The 19,848-nt window shown below is 71.7% G+C and carries 16 protein-coding genes; 8 read left to right on the top strand and 8 right to left on the bottom strand.

Annotation, left to right across the window (positions count from 1 at the left end; genetic code table 11):
* Positions 1-20: 20 nt before the first annotated feature.
* From EDF51_RS12580 to sucC, 7 genes are all read right to left on the bottom strand, one after another.
* Complete coding sequence (locus tag EDF51_RS12580; protein WP_243648924.1) at positions 21-1,943, bottom strand: ABC transporter ATP-binding protein; 1,923 nt, start codon at positions 1,941-1,943, stop codon at positions 21-23.
* Positions 1,940-3,748 (bottom strand): ABC transporter ATP-binding protein, encoded by a 1,809-nt coding sequence (locus EDF51_RS12575; protein WP_133937292.1) that lies wholly within the window; start codon positions 3,746-3,748, stop codon positions 1,940-1,942. Before EDF51_RS12575 ends, EDF51_RS12580 begins: the two co-directional genes overlap by 4 nt.
* Positions 3,749-4,330: 582 nt before the next feature.
* Entirely contained in the window at positions 4,331-5,965 is a 1,635-nt protein-coding gene (gene purH / locus EDF51_RS12570; RefSeq protein ID WP_134195120.1) for a bifunctional phosphoribosylaminoimidazolecarboxamide formyltransferase/IMP cyclohydrolase, read from the bottom strand.
* A complete protein-coding gene (gene purN / locus EDF51_RS12565) occupies positions 5,962-6,555 on the bottom strand; it encodes a phosphoribosylglycinamide formyltransferase (protein WP_123936914.1) in 594 nt (197 codons plus the stop codon). The genes purH and purN overlap by 4 nt, the downstream gene beginning before the upstream one ends.
* Before the next feature lie 41 nt (positions 6,556-6,596).
* Positions 6,597-8,594, bottom strand: a complete 1,998-nt coding sequence (locus EDF51_RS12560; RefSeq protein WP_134195118.1) for a DUF6350 family protein — start codon at positions 8,592-8,594, stop codon at positions 6,597-6,599.
* A 104-nt stretch (positions 8,595-8,698) separates the two neighbouring features.
* A complete protein-coding gene (gene sucD / locus EDF51_RS12555; protein WP_134195116.1) occupies positions 8,699-9,586 on the bottom strand; it encodes a succinate--CoA ligase subunit alpha in 888 nt (295 codons plus the stop codon).
* Positions 9,587-9,597: 11 nt separating this feature from the next.
* On the bottom strand, positions 9,598-10,767 hold the full coding sequence (sucC, locus tag EDF51_RS12550) for an ADP-forming succinate--CoA ligase subunit beta (RefSeq protein WP_134195114.1): 1,170 nt from the start codon (positions 10,765-10,767) through the stop codon (positions 9,598-9,600).
* 357 nt (positions 10,768-11,124) lie between these two features.
* On the opposite strand from sucC, the gene EDF51_RS12545 reads away from it, so the two are divergent.
* From EDF51_RS12545 to EDF51_RS12520, 6 genes are all read left to right on the top strand, one after another.
* The gene (locus tag EDF51_RS12545) at positions 11,125-11,559 is read left to right on the top strand and encodes an ester cyclase (RefSeq protein WP_134195112.1); all 435 of its coding nucleotides are present in this window, start codon (positions 11,125-11,127) and stop codon (positions 11,557-11,559) included.
* A 43-nt stretch (positions 11,560-11,602) separates the two neighbouring features.
* Positions 11,603-11,896 (top strand): hypothetical protein, encoded by a 294-nt coding sequence (locus tag EDF51_RS12540; RefSeq protein WP_123340961.1) that lies wholly within the window; start codon positions 11,603-11,605, stop codon positions 11,894-11,896.
* A 63-nt stretch (positions 11,897-11,959) separates the two neighbouring features.
* A complete protein-coding gene (locus tag EDF51_RS12535; RefSeq protein ID WP_134195110.1) occupies positions 11,960-12,325 on the top strand; it encodes a hypothetical protein in 366 nt (121 codons plus the stop codon).
* A complete protein-coding gene (locus tag EDF51_RS12530) occupies positions 12,322-13,221 on the top strand; it encodes an oxygenase MpaB family protein (RefSeq protein WP_134195108.1) in 900 nt (299 codons plus the stop codon). The genes EDF51_RS12535 and EDF51_RS12530 overlap by 4 nt, the downstream gene beginning before the upstream one ends.
* 5 nt (positions 13,222-13,226) lie before the next feature.
* On the top strand, positions 13,227-13,835 hold the full coding sequence (locus EDF51_RS12525; RefSeq protein WP_111085350.1) for a hypothetical protein: 609 nt from the start codon (positions 13,227-13,229) through the stop codon (positions 13,833-13,835).
* Entirely contained in the window at positions 13,835-14,443 is a 609-nt protein-coding gene (locus EDF51_RS12520) for an FHA domain-containing protein (RefSeq protein WP_123293218.1), read from the top strand. The genes EDF51_RS12525 and EDF51_RS12520 overlap by 1 nt, the downstream gene beginning before the upstream one ends.
* 52 nt (positions 14,444-14,495) lie before the next feature.
* Here EDF51_RS12520 and EDF51_RS12515 read toward each other — a convergent pair whose 3' ends face one another.
* Positions 14,496-18,917 carry an FtsK/SpoIIIE domain-containing protein gene (locus EDF51_RS12515; RefSeq protein WP_134195106.1) on the bottom strand — a complete coding sequence of 1,474 codons (4,422 nt, stop codon included), beginning with the start codon at positions 18,915-18,917 and terminating at the stop codon, positions 14,496-14,498.
* 107 nt (positions 18,918-19,024) lie between these two features.
* Here EDF51_RS12515 and EDF51_RS12510 point away from each other — a divergent pair, with 107 nt between their 5' ends.
* Positions 19,025-19,321 carry a WXG100 family type VII secretion target gene (locus EDF51_RS12510; protein WP_071404660.1) on the top strand — a complete coding sequence of 99 codons (297 nt, stop codon included), beginning with the start codon at positions 19,025-19,027 and terminating at the stop codon, positions 19,319-19,321.
* 100 nt (positions 19,322-19,421) lie between these two features.
* Positions 19,422-19,751: a hypothetical protein gene (locus tag EDF51_RS12505; RefSeq protein WP_134195104.1), complete on the top strand. Its 330-nt coding sequence runs from the start codon at positions 19,422-19,424 to the stop codon at positions 19,749-19,751.
* Positions 19,752-19,848: the final 97 nt, after the last annotated feature.

Here is a 19,848-nt window from a genome sequence, read left to right as displayed (position 1 = left end):
TGGTGCAGCCCGGCTGCGTCCTACACGAGCGAGTCGCGCCAGGCCGCGTGCAGCTGGGCGAACCGTCCGGTACCCGAGATGAGGTCGGCGGGGGTACCGTCCTCGACGATCTTCCCGTGTTCCATCACGAGCACGCGGTGGGCGATCGCGACCGTGGACAGGCGGTGCGCGATGATCACCGCCGTGCGGTCGGCGAGCAGGGTCTCGAGCCCTTCCTGCACCAGCCGCTCCGAGGGGATGTCGAGCGACGCCGTGGCCTCGTCGAGGATGAGCACCTTCGGGTCCGCGATGAACGCCCGCGCGAACGAGAGCAGCTGCCGCTGTCCCGCCGAGACACGACCACCACGCTTGTTCACGTCGGTGTCGTACCCGTCGGGGAGCGCCATGATGAACTCGTGCGCGCCGACCGCCTTGGCGGACGCCTCGATCTCGGCGCGGGAGGCCCCCGGCTTGCCGAGCGCGATGTTGTCCGCGACCGTGCCGGAGAACAAGTAGGCCTCTTGCGTGACCATGACGATCGCGCGGCGCATGTCCTTCGTGTCGAGGTCGCGCAGGTCCACGCCGTCGAGCCGCACGGAACCGTGCGACGGGTCGTAGAAGCGCGCCATGAGCTTGGCGAGCGTCGACTTGCCCGCGCCGGTGGACCCGACGAGCGCGATGGTCTGCCCGGACGGGATGTGCAGGTCGAACTCCGGCAGGACGACCTTGCCCGCGTTGTACGCGAACACGACCTCGTCGAAGTCCATCTTGCCCGTGGCGTCGGCCAGCTTGGTCGGCTTCACGGGGTCCGGCACGCTCGGCCGCTCCTCGAGGACGCCGGAGATCTTCTCCATCGCCGCCGAGGCCGACTGGTACCCGTTGTAGAACATCGCGAGCTCCTGCGCCGGGTCGAAGAAGCGCTTGGCGTACAGCGCGACCGCGAGCAGCGCACCGACCTCGAGCGTCCCGCCGACGATCCGGAAGCCGCCGACGACGACCACCGCAGCGAGCGTGGCGTTGCCGATGAGCACGAGCACCGGGTCGAACGTCCCGAACAGGTTGAACACCTTCGTGTTCGCCAGCCGGTAGTCCTCGACGAAGCCGCCGTACTCGTCCTTGTTGCGGGACTCCTTGCGGAACGCCTGCACGGCACGGATGCCCGTCATCGTCTCGACGAAGTGCACGATCACGCGCGCCGAGGTGACGCGGGTGGCGCGGAACAGCGTCTGCGAGTTCTTCTGGAACCAGCGGATCAGGAACCAGAGCGGCACGAGCGACACCGCGAGCACGAGCCCGGACGTCGGGTCGAGCAGCACCAGGGCCACGGCGGTGAACACCATGTAGAGCACACCCTGGATGAGCTGGTTCAGGCCGGAGTCGAGCAGCTCACGGATCGAGTCGAGGTCACTCGTCTGGCGGGAGATGATCCGGCCGGACGTGTAGGTCTCGTGGAACTCGAGCGACAGCCGCTGCGTGTGCAGGAACACCCGCTTGCGCAGGTCGAACAGGATCGCCTGGCTGATCCGTGCGGCGAGCACGGTGTACCAGGCGGTGAGCACCGCGCCGAGGACGGCCACCACGATGTACGTCGCGACGACGCCGAACGCCGGCACCCAGTCGTTCTGGTCCATCACCGCGGGCAGGGCGTTGTCGATGCCCCACGCGATGAGCGCCGGGCCCGCGACGGTGCCCGCCGTGGAGACCACGACGACGATCCCGAGCAGCACCAGGCGGAGCTTCAGCGGGGCCGCGAGGGAACCGAGCAGGGCGAGGGAGCGACGCCGCAGGCGCTTGCTCTCCGCCTTCGTGAAGTCCTCACGCTCCTCGCCGCGCACGCCCAGGGTGGTGATCGAGGCGGTGACGGGCGCGGCAGACTGCGCGTCGGCGATGTCGTCGACGACGGGATCCGCGCCTCCCGGCCCGGCCGCCGTGTCCAGCGGCAGGTTCTTCTCTTGCTGGCTCATGCCATCGCCTCCTGTCGTGCGGTCGCGTCGTCGTCGTCGAGCGACGAGATGACGTAGCGGTAGTGCTCGTTGGTGGCCATCAGGTCGTGATGGGTCCCGACGGCGGTGACGACGCCGTTCTCCATCAGGGCGACCCGGTCGGCCAGCGTCACCGTCGACGGACGGTGCGCCACGATGAGCGACGTGGTGTCGGCGAGCACGCGCCGCAGGCCCGCCTCGACCCGTGCCTCGGTGTCGACGTCGAGCGCCGACAGCGGGTCGTCGAGCACGAGCACCGACGGTCGCGCGGCGATCGCGCGAGCGAGCGCCAGGCGCTGGCGCTGTCCACCGGACAGCGACAGCCCCTCTTCGCCCACCCGGGTGTCCACGCCGTCGGGCAGGTCGTCCACGAAGGACGCCTGCGCGATGTCGAGGGCCTCGCGCATGAGCGCCTCGGCCTCGGCACCCTGCACGTCCGGGCGACCGAGCAGCACGTTCTCACGCACGGTCGACGAGAACAGGGTGGCGTCCTCGAAGGCGACGCCGACGTGCCGGCGCAGCTCTTCGCGGGTGAGGTCGCGGATGTCGACCCCGTCGATCGTCACCGATCCGCCGGTCACGTCGTACAGGCGCGGCACCAGCGAGAGCAGCGTCGTCTTGCCGCAGCCCGTGAGCCCGACGAGCGCCATGGTCTCGCCCGGCTCCAGCTGCAGCTCGACGCCGTTGATCAGGTCCGGGTACTGCGGCGCGGAGTCCTGGTACCGGAAGTGCACGCCGTTGAACGACAGCGCACCGTGCGGCTCCGCGATCGTCTTCGGGTCCTTCGGGTCCGTGATCGTGTTCTCGGAGTCCATGACCTCGAAGAAGCGGTCGACCGCCGTGCGGGTGTCGAACGTCATCGAGAGCAGGAAGCCGATCGACTCGATCGGGAACCGCAGCACCGTCGCCGTCGCGAAGAACGCGAACAGCTGGCCGACGGTCATCTCGCCCTGCGACGCCAGCCAGATGCCGGCGAGCAGGCACAGCGCGAACGCGACGTCCGGCACGAGCAGCAGCCACAGCCAGATGCTCGCGATGGCCTTCGCCTTCTTGATCTCCGTGCCACGCAGGGCTTCGGCCTGCTCGCTGAACTCCTCGAGCTTCGACCCGCCGCGACCGAACGCCTTGAGCACGCGGATGCCGTGCACCGACTGCTCGACACTCGTCGCGAGGTCACCGACCTGGTCCTGGCTGCGGCGCGCGACGACGGAGTACCGACGCTCGAACAGCAGCCCGTTGATCCACAGCGGGATCGACGCGATCAGGAAGATCAGCCCGAGCAGCCACCCGAAGGTGAACAGCACGACGAAGCCGACGACGATCGTCACGACGTTCACGACGAGCAGGACGACACCGAAGGCCAGCCAGCGGCGGATCAACGACAGGTCCGACACGGAACGGGACAGCAGCTGCCCCGACTCCCACCGGTCGTGGAACGCGACGGGCAGGTCCTGCAGCTTCGCGTACAGCGAGTTCCGCATGCTGGCCTCGATCCGCGTCGAGGGGCGCATCACCATCCGGCGGCGCGAGGCGATGAAGAATGCCTCGAGCACACCGAGGGCGAGCACGCCGAGGCCGGCGGGCCAGATCTGTGCGCCGTCCTTCGATGACAGCGGGCCGTCGACGAGCCACTGCAGGACGTAGGGGATTGCGAGCGCCACCAAGGAGGCTCCCATCGCTGCGGCCATGCCGCCGATGAGGCGCCCCTGGTAGGGCTTCACGTAGGGGTAGATCCGCGCGATCGCGCGGAAGGTGGACGGGCGCGCCGTGGTGGGCGACTTGGACATGCGTTGCGTCCTCATGCGTCTGCCGGGTCCCCGGGTCGCGCTGCGCCCTGGCCGCCTGCTGCTTGCTTGCTGCTGGCGTGCGGTGCGTGCGCGGCCTCGACCTGGAGGCTCGGTGTGGCGTTGCGTGGTGATCATCGGCCGGGCGCGTGGTCGCGCCTCCGCCGTCACTCGCGTGACGTCGGTCGGGCCGGAGGGCACCGGGAGACACTCGTCCCCCGGGTTCAGGCGGGTGGTTCGCGGACGCTGGTCGTGCGGCGCCGCGAGGCCGTGGGAACGGCCTGGCTAGACGGCGGCCGCGACGCGCGGTCGCGGTGCGATCAGGGATCGCCGTGCGGGAGTGGTCCCCACGACGGACACGAGACCTGCACGGGCGGCCGTCGCCACGGTTCCGGTCATGTTGTCCATCGTCACTCCAGTCGTCGTCTTCGTCACCGTTGTGTCCGCGGTGCCACCGGTCCCGAGGGACCGTCGGCTGCCTGTCGCGGAGCCTTACAGACTATTCACAGTGACTCTCAGCGCGCAATAGGGTGCCGCGATTTGTTCACTTCAGTGGACGAAGTGGTGCTCGCCTCAGTGCTCGCCTCAGTGGAAGAAGTGGCGCTCGCCCGTGAAGTACATCGTGACGCCCGCGGCCGTCGCCGCGGCGATGACCTCGTCGTCGCGGACGCTGCCACCGGGCTGGGCCACCGCGCGCACACCGGCGTCGAGCAGCACCTGCAGGCCGTCGGCGAACGGGAAGAACGCATCGGACGCCGCGACGCTGCCGGTCGCGCGGTCACCGGCACGGTTCACCGCGAGGTGGCACGAGTCCACCCGGTTGACCTGGCCCATGCCGACCCCGACGCTCGCGCCCTGGTTCGCCAGCAGGATGGCGTTCGACTTGACCGAACGGCTCGCCTTCCACGCGAAGGACAGGTCGGCGAGGGTCTGGTCGTCGGCGGGCGCGCCGGCGACCAGGGTCCACGTGGACTGGTCGAACGCCGTGAAGCGGTCGGCGTCCTGCACCAGGAAGCCGCCGGAGATCTGCTTGACCTCGCGCGGCGCCAGGGCGAAGTCGGCCGGCAGCGTGAGCAGGCGGATGTTCTTCTTGCGCGACAGGATCTCGAGCGCCTCGGGGTCGAAGCCCGGGGCGACGACGACCTCGGTGAAGATGTCCTTCACGGTCTCCGCCATCGCCACGGTGACCGGACGGTTCGCGGCGATGACCCCACCGAACGCCGACAGCGGGTCGCAGGCGTGCGCGGCGGCGTGGGCCGAGGCGATCGGGTCGGCGGCGTCCGCCGGGGCGATCGCGATGCCGCACGGGTTGGCGTGCTTGATGATCGCGACCGCGGGGGTGTCGAAGTCGAACGCCGCACGGACGGCCGCGTCGGCGTCGACGTAGTTGTTGTACGACATCTCCTTGCCGTGCAGCTGCGTCGCCTGCGCGATGCCGGCGCCGTCGGTGCTCGTGTACAGCGCGGCTGCCTGGTGCGCGTTCTCGCCGTAGCGGAGCGTGGCCGACAGGTCGGCGGTGAAGCCGAGGTGCTCGTCGAACGCGCCGGGCGTCTGGATGTCGCCGCTGGTCGTCGGCGCCGCAGCGGCCGCGACGACGTCGCTGGCGAAGTAGGACGCCACCGCGGTGTCGTACGCCGCGGTGTGCGCGAAGGCCTGGGCCGCCAGACGCTTGCGGAGCTCGAGCGAGGTGCCGCCGGCGCGGACGGCCTCGACGACCTCGGCGTAGGACGACGGCGAGACGACGATCGCGACGTTCGGGTGGTTCTTCGCCGACGCACGGACCATCGCGGGGCCGCCGATGTCGACGTTCTCGACCACGGTCGCGGTGTCGGCACCAGAGGCCACCGTCTCGACGAACGGGTACAGGTTCACGACGACGAGCTCGAACGCCGCGATCCCGAGGTCGGCGAGCTGCTGCTCGTGCGACTCGAGGCGCAGGTCGGCGAGCAGGCCCGCGTGCACCGAGGGGTGCAGCGTCTTGACCCGGCCGTCGAGCGACTCCGGGAACCCGGTGACGCTCGCGACGTCGGTGACGGCGTACCCGGCGTCACGGATCGTTTGGGCGGTGGACCCCGTCGACACGATCTCGACACCCGACTCGGCGAGGGCACCGGCGAGCTCGAGCAGGCCGGACTTGTCGCTCACCGAGATGAGTGCGCGGCGGACCGGCACCACGTCACGGTCGCGGTAGAGGCTGGGGTCGGCTGCGTGCACGCTCATGCGCTCGGGGTGCCCTTCAGGTCGGTGGTGCCGTTGGCGATGTCGAGGATGGTCTGGATGAGCAGGCGGCGCTCGACCGGCTTGATGCGGTCGTGCAGCGTCGACTCGGAGTCACCCGGGAGCACGGGGACGCGCTCCTGGGCCAGGATCGGGCCGGTGTCCACGCCGTCGTCGACCGCGATGACGCTCGCGCCGGTCTCGGTGACGCCGGCTGCCAGGGCGTCCCGCACGCCGTGGGCGCCGGGGAACTCGGGCAGGTACGCCGGGTGGGTGTTGATGATGCCCGGGGCGAACTCGGACACCACGGCCGGGGGCAGCAGGCGCATCAGGCCGGAGAGCACCAGCAGGTCGGGCGACCACGGGCGGATCTGCTCGGCGAGCTCGTCGCCCCAGGCCGCGCGCGAGTCGAAGCGCGAGAACGGCACCGTGAAGGTGGGGATCGAGAACTCCTCGCCCAGACCGAGACCCTCGGCATCGCGGTCGGCACCGATGGCGACGACACGGGCGGGGTACTCGGCGTCGAAGGTCGCTTCGAGCAGGGCTCGGAGGTTCGACCCGGTACCGGAGATCAGGACGACCAGTTCGAGCACGGCACCAACCCTACCGGGACCCGCGCGGCATGACGTCGGCGCTAGCGATCGTCCTTCGGACGGCGCCACCAGGGCAGCTCCTCGTCGGGGATCTGGTCGGTGACGTCCCAGTTCGTCGGACGGGCCGCCTGGGTGGGAACGGCTGCGGGTGCCTCGGGTGCGGCCGGTTCGTCGTCGACGTCGTCCCGTCCGGCGACGAACTCCTCGGTGCTCCACGGGAACGCCGGCTGCGCGTCGGTGTGGTCGGGCGTGGACGTCGACGTGGCGGGCCGTTCCGGAGCGGGCGCGGGGCGCTGAGGCTCGGCGTCGGCACCGGTCACGCGGTCGCGGAGTCCGCCGGCGCGGTCGCGGAGTCCACCAGCTCGCTCGCGGAGTCCACCGGCACGCTCCCGCACACCGTCGGCGGCACCGTGCAGTCGATCGCGCAGTGCACCCATCGCGGCACGTCCCGACGAGCGGGGCTCGGTCGGGCTCTCATCCGCCAGACGCTCCGAGGCGACGGCGTCGGTCTTGGCCCAGGCCGGCAGTTCCACGTCGTGGTCCGGGTCGCGCGGGGGCGTCCGAGGCGTTGCGACGGGCGCCGGCGCGACTGGTTCGTCGGCGATCGGTTCCGTCGGGCTGGTCACAGCGGCGCGCGGGCGGGCAGCGGTCGACCCGTCGTGGGGCTCCTCGACCACGAACCGGTGCACGTCGGTGGTCCGTCCCGCGCCGGCCTGGTCGAGCGCGGCGAGGAGCGATCCCGTCCCGGCCCCGGCTCCGCTGCGGTCCGCGTCGTCGTCGTCCGCCTCGGTCCAGCGCTCCCGTGTCCAGCCCCGGTCCGGCAGGCGGACGAGGTCGCTGCCCGCGGCGAGGGCGATGACCGCCGGCAGGCCGATCTCGAGCGCGGCGAACCCACCCACCACCAGGGCGTGCGGGCCGACGTCGGCCAGTCGTCCGGGGCCGAACGATCCGGACGACACCCAGGCGATCAGCCCGGTCAGGACACCGGCGACGATGCCCGTCGCGACACCGGCGAGCGCTCGGTGGAGTGCGGAGTCGGCGCTCCCCAGCGCACGGACGAGTCGCGGGCGCATCGAGCCGCCGATCGCGAAGCCGGCGACCACCGGCACCAGGATCCAGACCAGGCCGAAGGTGTGGCCCGAGGTCGGCAGTGCGCCGAACACCGGCAGTCCGGGGATCGGTCCGAGGGTGGTGGCGATCGGGGACACGCTCGAACCGGTGCCGATGGCGAACCCGGGGCCGATCAGCCACGACGTCGCCCACCCGACGAAGTCCGGCAGGAACGCGAGCTGCCCGACGGTGAGGGCGATGCCGCCGATCACGCCGGCGTGGGACTGCTCGTACAGGGTGATCACCTCGGCGAACGAGGTGAAGAGCAGGAACGCGACGACGACCCCGGCGAACGCGACGACGACCCCGGTGGCGGCGGTCCCGGCACGGAGACCGAACCCGGCGATCGCACGCCAGAGCACGGGCACGCGGTCGAGCAGGTCGATCACACGCTGGGTGGCGGGGTCCGCCGGCAGGTCGCGCCGTCGTCGGCAGACCTCCGAGCTGATGAGCGCCGGGATCCCGAACCACAGCGCGGGCAGGACCACGGCCTGCCAGATCGTCGGCTGTGTGGCAGCGGAGGTCGACGACAGCGCGACGCCCAGGCCGAGCGCCGCGACGACCGCCGTTCCGACCAGCAGGCCGGTGGTGCGGTGCTCGGTCTCCGCGAAACGTCGACCCGCACGGGCGCCGAGCCAGGCGGTCACGACCGCGAAGCCGAGCGCCGCGAGCGTCACGTGGATGGGATCGGCGGCACCGCTGACCCCGGAGCTCTTCGCCAGCGCGGACCCGAGCAGGAACGAGACATCGACGCCGTGGCCGACGAGCCAGACGCTGCCGGTGGCCTTCCAGAACACGTCCCAGTCGATCTGCAGGCCGTACTCGAAGCCCCACAGCAGGGTGAGCGGCACCAGTGCGATCCCGATGCCGACGCCGACCGTCACGACCGCCTCGATCGCGGCGAGCAGAGCGGTTCCCAGGCGGTTCATCGCAGCGAGGATACGTGAGCCGACCCCCGAACGACGGGAGGCTCGGCGCGGAACCCGCACCGAGCCTCCCGGCTTCGTCCCGACCGTGTGCCGGGCGATGGCCGCTAGCGGGCGGCGACGACCTCACGCAGCAGCGCAGCGGTCTCGGACGGCGTCTTGCCGACCTTGACGCCGGCGGCCTCGAGCGCCTGCTTCTTCGCCTCGGCGGTGCCGGCGGAACCGGACACGATCGCTCCGGCGTGGCCCATCGTCTTGCCCTCGGGGGCGGTGAAGCCCGCGACGTACCCGACGACCGGCTTCGTGACGTGCGCCTTGATGAACTCGGCTGCGCGCTCCTCGGCGTCGCCACCGATCTCACCGATCATCACGATGGCCTCGGTCTCGGGGTCGGCCTCGAACGCGGCGAGCGCGTCGATGTGCGTCGTCCCGATGACCGGGTCGCCGCCGATGCCGATGGCGGTCGAGAAGCCCAGGTCCCGCAGCTCGTACATCATCTGGTAGGTCAGGGTGCCCGACTTCGAGACGAGGCCGATCGGGCCCTTGCCGGTGATCGTCGCCGGGGTGATGCCGACGAGCGACTCCCCCGGGGTGATGATGCCGGGGCAGTTCGGGCCGATGATGCGGGTCGTCCCGCCGAGCGCCTTGGCGTGTGCCCAGAACTCGGCGGCGTCCTGCACCGGGATGCCCTCGGTGATGACGACGACGAGCGGGATCGCGGCGCCGATGGCCTCGAGCACGGCGTCCTTGGCGAAGGCCGGCGGCACGAAGACGATGGAGACGTCGGCACCGGTGGTGTCGATGGCCTCGCGCACGGTGCCGAAGACGGGCAGCGACACGTCACCGTGGGTGACGGTGGTGCCGGCCTTGCGGGCGTTGACGCCACCGACGACCTGGGTGCCGGCCTTGAGCATGAGGGCGGTGTGCTTGGTGCCCTCGCCGCCGGTGATGCCCTGGACGATGACCTTGGAGTCCTTGTTGAGGAAGATCGACATGGTCAGTCCCTTCAGGCCGCGGCAGCGGCGAGTTCGGCGGCCTGCTCGGCCGCGTCGTCCATGGTCGCGGCGACGGTGACGAGCGGGTGCGCTGCCTCCGCCAGGATCCGTCGGCCCTCTTCCACGTTGTTGCCGTCCAGGCGCACGACGAGCGGCTTGGTGGCCGCGTCGCCGAGGATCCCGAGGGCGGCGACGATGCCGTTCGCGACGGCGTCGCAGGCGGTGATGCCGCCGAAGACGTTCACGAAGACGCTCTTCACCTGCGGGTCGCCGAGGATGACGTCGAGGCCGTTGGCCATGACCTCGGCCGAGGCGCCGCCGCCGATGTCGAGGAAGTTCGCGGGCTTCACGCCGCCGTGGTGCTCACCGGCGTAGGCGACGACGTCGAGCGTCGACATGACGAGGCCCGCACCGTTGCCGATGACGCCGACCTGGCCGTCGAGCTTGACGTAGTTCAGGCCGTGGGCCTTCGCCTTGGCCTCGAGCGGGTCCTCGCTGGCGGAGTCCTCGAGGTCCTTGTGCGCGGGGTGGCGGAAGTCGGCATTCTCGTCGAGCGAGACCTTGCCGTCGAGCGCCAGGATCTGGCCGTCGCCGGTGCGGACGAGGGGGTTCACCTCGACGAGCGTGGCGTCCTCACCCTTGTAGACGTCGTAGAGCTTCGAGAAGACGTCGGCCACCTGGTCGACGAGCTCCGCCGGGAACCCGGCCTGCTCGGCGATCGCGCGACCGGCGGCCGCGTCGATCCCGGTGAGCGGGTCGACCTCGACGCGGGCGAGCGCCTCGGGCTTCTCGACTGCGAGCTGCTCGATCTCCATGCCGCCCTCGACGCTGGTGAGCGAGAGGTAGGAGCGGTTGGCCCGGTCGAGCAGCACGGAGAAGTAGAACTCCTCGGCGATGTCGGCGCCCTGGGCGATCATGACGCGCTGCACGGTGTGGCCCTTGATGTCGAGGCCGAGGATCGCCTGGGCGTGCTCGAACGCTTCGTCGGGGGTCTTCGCGACCTTGACGCCGCCGGCCTTGCCGCGCCCGCCGACCTTCACCTGGGCCTTGACGACCACGACGCCACCGATCTTCTCGGCCGCCGCTCTCGCCTCTTCCGGGGTGTCGGCGATGATCCCCTGGAGGACGGGGACGCCGTAGGACTCGAAGAGGTCCCTGGCCTGATACTCGAAAAGATCCACGCTGTTCTTCTTCCCGCACGGTTCGTGCGATCGGCATCGGTTTCCCGGTCGCGCACTCCACATCGAGGGTCGCTCGATGTCGAGACAACGGCCGTCACGCAGCCTAGCGCGGCGACATGGGCGTCGAGACAACGGGCGGCGCGGGACGCAGGGGAAGGCGCGGTCGCTCGACCACCCGTCGGCGACCGCGCTCCACTCCCCCGAGCACCGGCAGTGTGCACGGCCGTCGTGACGGGGAGGTGTCCCGCAGGTGAACTCGCGCACCCTGGACGCCGCTCTCACCGACCCGGCGTACACCGGAAGGCCCGAACCACCGGCAGGCCCGAACCACCGGATGGCCCGAACGAAGGAGCGCGCATGACCGCGGAACAGAACCAGCAGGCACAGGAACGACTCGGCGAGATCCTGGAGGCGCGGGCCTTCGACCGCTTCCCCGAGGTGTGGGCCGAGGACGTCGTGGACCACGACCCCGCGCCCGACCAGCAGCCCGGCCTCGCGGGGATCGTCGACTTCTGGACCGAGTTCACCACCGCGTTCCCGGACCTCACGCTCGAGCCCGACCCGCTCGTCGTCACGGACGACTACATCACCGCGGTGTTCACGATCCGCGGCACCCACACCGGTCCGTTCCAGGGCCACGCGCCGACGGGTCGCACCTTCGAGGTCCGCGGCATCCAGGTCTCGAAGTTCCGTGACGGCAAGATCGCCGAACGCTGGGGCGCGACCGACGAGAAGGGTCTGGCGGAGCAGCTCGCGCTCGGCTCCGCCGACGTCCACTTCGTCAGCGCCTGAACACGATCCGACACCCGGCACCACCCACACCCAGGAGGACACCATGAGCGATCCCGGCATCAGCCCCGTCGACGACTTCGAGGCCCAGCAGCGCCGCGACGACGACATCGACCGCGAGCACGTCGGCCCGTACGAGGTGGACGAGTCCGAGGAGTCCCTCGAGACCGTGACGAACGACGCCGTCGCCGGCGAGACCGTCGAGCCGCAGCCCGGTGACGGTACCGACGACGGCCCGACCGGCGGATCTCCGCGCGAGGGCTCCCCCGACCTGTGGGAGCACGACGCCGACGAGGACCGGCCGGACCTGGGAGGCGACCTCGGCACCAAGCCGCTCTGACCCGCATCCCCTGACCAGCGCCTCCCCCAGGGATCCGCGGAACACGGCCCGTAGCATCGGGCCGTGTTCCGTCGCGTCCGAGCCAGCGTCCGCAGCATGCCGTCGGCCGCCCGCCTGGTGGCGATCGCGGCGATGCTGCTGGTCGCGGCCTCCGCACACCTCGCCGCGCAGTCGGGGCCGGCAGGTCGATGGGTGCCGCTCCTCGCGGTCGCGGTGGTCGGAGCCGTCGTCTCCGGAGCACCGAGCCGCCTCTGGCCGCTCCCCGCGATCTGGCTCGTCGCGACCCTGCTCGCCCTGACGGGCGACGTCCGGGTCGACGGCACGTACCTGGTGACCGCCCTCGTGACCGGCATGGTCGCGCTCGTCGCGGCGATCGTCGCTGATCTCGTCCCCGTCCTGCGGGCGCGACGCCGACGGGGTGGACCGTGACCGCCCCACGGCCTGGAGGCCCGGTGCCGGGCCCGCCACGTCCCTCCAGTCACGGCCGTCACCCCGCTGGCGCGGTGCGCCGGAACCGGCTGGTCGGGCCCACCTCCCGTCCGTCGTCCGGTCGCGTCCACGACCGCAGCCTGCGTCGGTTCCTCGGTGACAGCACACCCGTGGCCGCGGGCGGCCGCGCCATCCTGCTGCAGATCGCCGACCCGGTCGTCGCGGCGGGGGTCCGCCGGCACTCGGACTTCGCCCGTCGACCGCAGCAGCGGCTGGCCCACACCCTGATGTTCGTGTACGCCGTCGTCTCCGGCACGGAGCAGGACGCCGCGATCGCCGCGGGTTTCGTGAACCGTGCCCACGCGCCCGTGACCGGCGCGGACGACGTCGACCGGCAGCTGTGGGTGGCCGCGACCCTGTTCGACTCGGCTCGTCGGGCGCACGACCTGTTCGGCGCTCCCGTCACGGCGGAACGCGCCGAGGCCGTGCTCGCCGCGTACGCCCCGATCGCGACGACGCTGCGGGTGCCCGCCGAGCGCTGGCCGACCTCGGTCGCGGCCTTCGACGAGTACTGGGCCGACGCCCTCGAGCGGCTCGAGGTCACCGACGACGCCCGCGGGGTGGTGCGTGACCTGCTCCACCCGCGGTTCGCGCCGCTCTGGGTGCGTGCCGCGATGCCGCTCGTCCGGATCGTCACGGTCGGGATGCTGCCGGAACGGCTGCGGACCGCGTACGGGTTCGCGTGGGGGCCGCGCGAGCACCGTCGGTTCCAGCGGACGGTCGCCGTGGTCAGCGGGGTGCGGTCGGTCCTGCCCGGGGCCCTGCTGCGGCTGCCGGGTCCGCTGCTGCTGCGGGCGATGCGCCGGACGGCCGGGCGACACGCCACGGTACGGTAGCGGGCATGTCGGTCGACCACTTCGCCATCACGGTCCCGCGCTCCTGGTTCGAGCTGCCCGTCGAGCCGGAGCGCCGCGACGACCGGATCAGCGCCCTCGTGCAGGAGCGCATCGAGGACCAGCGCGAGCTCTGGGACCACCGCACCGAGATCGTCCGCGCCCTCCGTCGGTTCGCGCGGTCGGCGTGGGACAGCGGTGCCCGGTACTGCGCGGCCTTCGCCGAGCCGAGCGAGGACGGCATCGTCTCCGGCGCACTGACCGTCACGGTCCTGCCCGCGCCCGAGGCCGGCGGCGACCCGCTCGCCGCCCTGACCGACCACGTCGCCGCGCTCGGCGGTGACGACGACGGCATGCACGTCGACGTGCACGAGGTCCCGCGCGTCGGCCGGGTGCCGCGCGTCTGGGGCGTCTCGACCGTGCAGGCGCCGGACGGCCGCGGATCGTTCGACGTCGTGCTCATGCAGACGTTCGTGCCGGCCGGTGACCAGGTCGCGCTGGTGAGCGTGTCCTCGCCCGCGACCGACCTGGCCGAGCCGCTGTACGAACTGTTCGAGACCGTGACCGACACCTTCGAGCTCATCGACTCGGCCACGGTCGGCGGCGGGGTCGACTGATGCGGATCTGGCCGTTCCGGAAGCGTCGGAAGCCCGTCGAACCCGTCGTCGAGCGGGTCACCGTCGACGACCTCGCGCGGATGGCGCAGCGCGGCGAACTCGCCCGCGCGGTCGTCACGCCGCCGCCGGCTCCCCGCGCCAGCGCCGACCGGGTGCGGGCGACCGTCGCGCAGCTGCCCGGGCGTCCCCTGGGCTCCGCCGGTGGCACGGCCCGCCGCGACGCGGCTCCGGCCCGGCAGACTGCGGCGGCCGTCCTGGTGCTCGACGACCACCAGCGGGTGACCGTGTCCGGTGGCGGGCTGATCGGCCGCGACCCGGCGAGCGCCCACCCGGACGGCGGCTACGCGCACATGATCGCCCTCGAGGACCCGGACAAGCTGCTCAGCCGCACGCACCTGGAGTTCGGCTTCGGTGCCGAGGGCTCGCTCTGGGTGCTCGACACGGCGTCGGCGAACGGGGTCGAGCTGCAGCGGCCGGGGTTCCCGGCGACGATGGTGCCGCCGGCGCAGCGCACCGTGGTGCAACCGGGCGACGTGGTCGTGTTCGGCGGCCACACGCTGCGCGCCGAGCCGCAGACCGCGCTGGTCGGCGAAGCCCCACTCGGCTGACGCCGAGCGGCGCGGCGGCGCGACGCTGGCGCGCGACGTCGCGCCGTCCCCGTCAGTCGGCGGGCACCTGCACCAGCCGCAGCGCCTGGTCGGCGTCGTTGAGCAGTGCCCGACCCGGCACCCGGTCCTGCGTCACCAGGCTCTTCGACAGCTTCGTGCCGATCAGGTCGCCGTCGACCGTGCTGAGCGGTGCGAGCAGCATCCCGCGACGGGCCTTCTTCGCGTCGACCTGCCAGCCACGGAACCCGCTCGCGACGCCCTCGACGTCGCCGGCGATGACCAGCCCGACCGAACGACCCCGGTCGGAGTCCATGACCGCCCGGAACACCGGTTCGGCCGGGGTCTCCTTGAGCGCCTCGGCGTCGTCGACGAGCACGAGCGTGAAGCCGTCCGAGCCGGTGTCGATCGCGGCGGAGAGGCCCTCGGCCCCGATCCCGCCGTCGGTGACCACGGTCGCGCGCGGTGCACCCTCGAGTGCCCGGAGCGGGGAGTCCCGCGGCGTGACCGCGACGACCGACCCACCCGCGGACAGGACGTGCCGGGCCATCGCGACGAGCGCGGTGCTCTTGCCGGAGCGCGGGCTGCCGGCGACGATGAACACCGGGGTGTCCTGCACGAAGTCGTGGGTGAAGAGCCGGAGCTCGTCGCCGCCGACTCCGAGCGCGACCCGGCCGACCGAGGCGTCCGCCGAGGGCAGGTACCGCACGGCCTCCTCGAACGTGATGGACCGCGGCAGCACGTCGATCCGGAACGGCTTCGGCACGGTCGCGGGGACGTGGGCGCGGACCTCGTCACCGATGCCGCGGATCGCCGCCGCCTGGTCGCGTCCGCCGAGGCCGCCGGGCAGCACGGCGACCTGGGTCTCCGTCGCGGTGGCGTTCCGGAAGCCGCGACCGGGCGGGATCGACTCCGGCAGCTTCTTGCCGTTGATGCCCTCGTAGTTGTAGTCGCCGCGGTCGGCCAGGGCGAGCAGCAGCTTCCGCTCCACCTGGCTCGACATCCGGCCGGAGGTCAGCGTGCGGTCGCCGGAGACGATCAGGTGCACGCCGACGCCGACGCCCTCGCGCAGCAGCGTCTGGACGGCGTCGTGCAGCGCACCGTTCTCGGCGTCGGCCAGGGTCGCCATGAAGCTCTCCCACTGGTCCAGGAACACGACGACGTGCGGCAGCGGGGTGGTGTGCTCGTCGGACCGCTGCTCGGCGATGGACGAGTACCCGCCGCTCGCGAAGGCCGCCTGGCGCTCCTGCACGGTGCGGAGCAGGATGCCGAGCAACCGCGAGACCCGGTCGGGCTCGTGCCGCTGCACCACGGCACCGCAGTGCGGCAGGGCCCCGAGCGCGAGCAGGGCGCCGTTGCCGCAGTCGATCCCGTACATGTGCACGTCACCGACGCCGAGGCGCAGGGCCATCGCACCGGCCAGGGTGCGGAGCGTCTGGCTGCGGCCGGAGCGCGGCGACCCGATGACGAACAGGTGGCCGTCGGCGTCGAGGTCGAACACGGCGGGGCGCTGCTGCTGGTCGGCGGGGTGGTCCTCGACGCCCCAGGCCACGGCGAGCGGCGGCAGCTCGGCAGCACCGGCAGCACCGGCGGCTTCGACGTCGTCGAGTCCGACGACCGCACCGAGGGGCGGCAGCCACGGCTTCCGCTGCTCGGGGGTGCCGAGGGCGCGGGTGGCGTCGCCGATCGACGCGACGAGGACGCTCAGGTCGGTGACCTCCACGTCGCTGGCGGCGGCCTCGACGGCTGCCGGGCGGGGGGCTGGTTCGCTGTACGAGGCGAAGGTGAGTTCGCGGACCAGGGCGGGCCGGGCCTCCTGGTCGTCCGTGCCGGGCCGACGCCCGCCCACCCGACCGGACTGGAAGGGCAGCAACGAGGCCGCGCCGAGCCGCACGTACGCGCGACCGGGCGTCGTCTTCGCGATCCGCGCGGCGTCGTTCGCGCCGATGACGTCCTGGCTCTCCGACTGGTCGGTGACGCGCAACGCGATCCGCAGGTTCGTGTTGGCGCGGATCTCGGGCGACACGACACCGCCGGGGCGCTGCGTGGCGAGCACGAGGTGGATGCCGAGCGACCGACCACGTTGGGCGATGTTCACCAGGCCCTTGACGAAGTCGGGCAGCTCGCGGGCGAGCGAGGCGAACTCGTCGATGACGATGAGCAGCCGCGGCAGGCTCGGGATCGCGTCGCCCGACGCCGCGCGCTTCGCCTGCAGGTCCTGGTAGTCCTCCAGGTCCTTCGCGCCGACCTCGGCCAGGGCGTGCTCGCGGGTGCGCAGTTCTGCGCCGAGCGACTCGAGCGCCCGCTCCACCTGGTGGGTGTCGAGGTCGGTGACCATGCCGACCGTGTGCGGCAGGTCGACGCAGTCCTTGAACGCCGCACCGCCCTTGTAGTCGACGAGCACGAAGTTCATCTCGTCCGGCCGGTTCGCGACGGCGAGCGACGCGACGATCGTCTGCAGCAACTCGGACTTGCCGGAGCCGGTCGTGCCGGCGACGAGTCCGTGCGGACCGTCGTTCCGCAGGTCGATCGCGAACGGCCCGTCGATCGAGGCGCCGATGACGGCGGTCGTGCTGCGCCCACCGAGCAGCCAGCGGGCCTGCACGGCCTCGGACGTCGGCGGCTCGAGCTGCAGCACGTCGAGCAGCCGCGCCGACGACGGGATGGCGCCGTCCTGAACGTCAGGGCTGGCGTCGACGATCGGCGACAGCGACCGGGCGACCCACTCGAGCCAGTCCTGGTCGACCAGGTCGGGTCGGGCATCGTCGATCCGCTCGCTGCGCTGCTGCGTGACCCGGATCCGGTCGTCGCGGACCACGACCACGGCGTCGCACTCCTCGGGCAGGAGCCGCTCGTCCAGGTCGAGGCAGATGCTGAACACTCCGACCGACGGCCCCTCCTTGAGCACCTGCACGAGCGACGGCATCGCACGCAGGCGTCGGGCGCCGTCCATCACGACCACGATCTCGTCGGCCGGCGGGGTCTTCTTGCCGATGCCGGCTTCCTTCCGGGCGTCGATGACCGCCGCGAGCTCGGCGATGGCCCGCGCGGTCGTCGCGGCGTTCGAAGCGATGCTCGTCATCGGCTGGTCGGCGCCGTCGCGGCGGACGTGCGGCAACCAGGACATCCACTCCCACAGCGCGGTCCGGGTGGTGTCGGTGAGCAGCGTGAAGGTGACGTCCTTCGGGCTCTGCAGCGTCGCGAGCTGCGCGACCACCCAGTTCGCCAGCCGTCGGGCGTCGTCGTCCGGACCGGCGATGCCGATCACGCCACGCTCCGCCAGGCGGATCCGGACCGGCACGTCGGTCGCGTCCCACGCGACGGTCCGCTTGTGCGACAGCTGTTCCGGGTCCTCGATGGTCACCTCGGACCGTTGCGTCGCCGTGCCGACACGGACGAGCAGGTGGTCGGGGTCGGTCCGACGCCGCTCCCACAGGCGCGGCAGCGGCGTGACCGCCGTCTCGTAGACGGCAGCCGGGTCGGGGGCGCTCGCGATCCAGCGTGCCCGTTCGGACTGGAGGCTCTCGGTCGCGTCCGCCTCGATGCGCGCCTTGGTGTCCTCGTACTCCACGATCCGCTGGCGGTACGTCTTCTTGCCCTGGCGGCGACCCTGGAGGCCCGTGATGATCATCAGGATCGGCGACAGCAGGGCGATGAGCAGGTAGATCCAGCGGCCGGTGGTCGACACGAACATCACGGCCATGCCCATCGGCGCCAGTGCCATCAGGATGGGCAGCGCCCGCGCTGGGGGTTCGGTCGGCGGGGCTGGCAGCTGGTAGCGGGTGTGCTCGTCGGGCGGCAGGATGCGCGGCGGGCGGTTGTACTCGAGCGACATGCCGTCGTCGGCCAGGGACAGGTGCGCCCCACGGTCCGGCGCCCGACCGAAGCCGAGCAGGACCCCGCCGATCGCCAGCTGCGCGGTCTCCGGCCAGTCGGTCTCCTCGGTGACGGCAGCACCGTCGAGCACCGCCCCGGCGAAGCCGTTCGCCGGACGGACCTTCGCGCCGTCGGCCGTGACCGACACGAGCAGGGCGACCTCCGGGACGGTCTCGGCCCCGGTGGCCTCGGCCTCGACCTCGGCGGTGGTGCTCACCGGGATGCGCACCGTGGCGTTCGTCGCCGTGCCGATCGTCACCGTGCCGGTGCCCACCCGCACGATGGTGCCGGCGTGCAGGCCCGAGACGATCCGGATCTCGGCGTCGGTCAGCGGACGGAGCGGCTGCGGCGGCACCTGCTCGAGGCTGCGGGCCACGACCACGCCCTCGCGCACACCGGACTCGGCGACCGTCGCCGCCAGGTCGAGCGGCTGCTCGCCGACGAAGTACGCCGGGGTCCGTCCGGAGGCCACGACGTCCGTCGCGATGAGGCGTTCGGCCTCGGCGACGAGCTCGCCGACCGCACGGGTGTCGTCCCCGTCGACGTAGACGTTGGCGGTCTGACCGCTCTCGCGGTCGACCATCGTGAACGTGAAGGTCATGGCATCCCCCGTAGCATTGACTACATGTCGCAGGACGATGGTAGTGTCCCCTGCAACACGCCCCGTTGGGGGGACATGACGAAACTCCGGGGAAAGGGAGTCACACCGTGGCGAACATCAACGTCTCGTACGCAGACCTCGAGGCAGCAGCCTCCGACCTCAAGGCGGGTCAGGCGGACATCGAAGACCGTCTCTCCGCCCTGCAGCGCAAGATCCAGCAGCTCATCTCCGACGGCTACGTCACCGACAAGTCGTCCGTCGCGTTCGGCGAGTCCTACGACGAGTTCAACCGTGGCGTGACCCAGACCGTCCAGGGGCTCGAGGGCCTGTCGACGTTCCTGTCGAAGGCGTCGCAGACCCTGTCCGAGACGGACGAGTCGCTCGCTTCCGGCCTCAAGGGCTGACACCGCTGACGACCCCGTGTCCCGCGATCGCGTGGGGCACGGGGTCGACGCGGTTCCGGTGGCGGTGGCTTCCGGTTCGTGATCGGGGAGGGATTGTTCCGTGGCTTCGAGACTGCTCGTTGACCTGATGGGGCTCGGGGAGCTCCAGACCGACCTGTCGACCGTGCACAGCACGCTCGAACAGGCGCACAAGCGCGTCGTTGCGTCCGACGACGAGATCGGCTCGGGCACCGTGCAGGACGCCCTGCACGACTTCGACCACCGCTGGGGTGACAAGCGCGACAAGATCAGCGACTCGACGAAGGCGCTGGCGGACATGCTCAGCGCGTCCGTCGAGACCTACACCGAGACCGACGAGCAGCTCGCCCAGGCACTGCAGGTCAACGACGAGAACGGCGGCGGCGGACCCGCTGCCTCGAGGGCGGAGTAGTCATGGGGCGGCCGTCGGGGTGGGATGTCGTCGATCAGGGTGATGATCCGGTCAAGGGGGATCCGTCGACGTTGCGGATGATGTCGCGGGAGTACCA

The organism is Curtobacterium sp. PhB25 (assembly GCF_004365375.1).
In the GTDB taxonomy this organism is placed as follows: Bacteria; Actinomycetota; Actinomycetes; order Actinomycetales; family Microbacteriaceae; genus Curtobacterium.
This window is presented reverse-complemented; position numbering and strand designations above follow the sequence as displayed.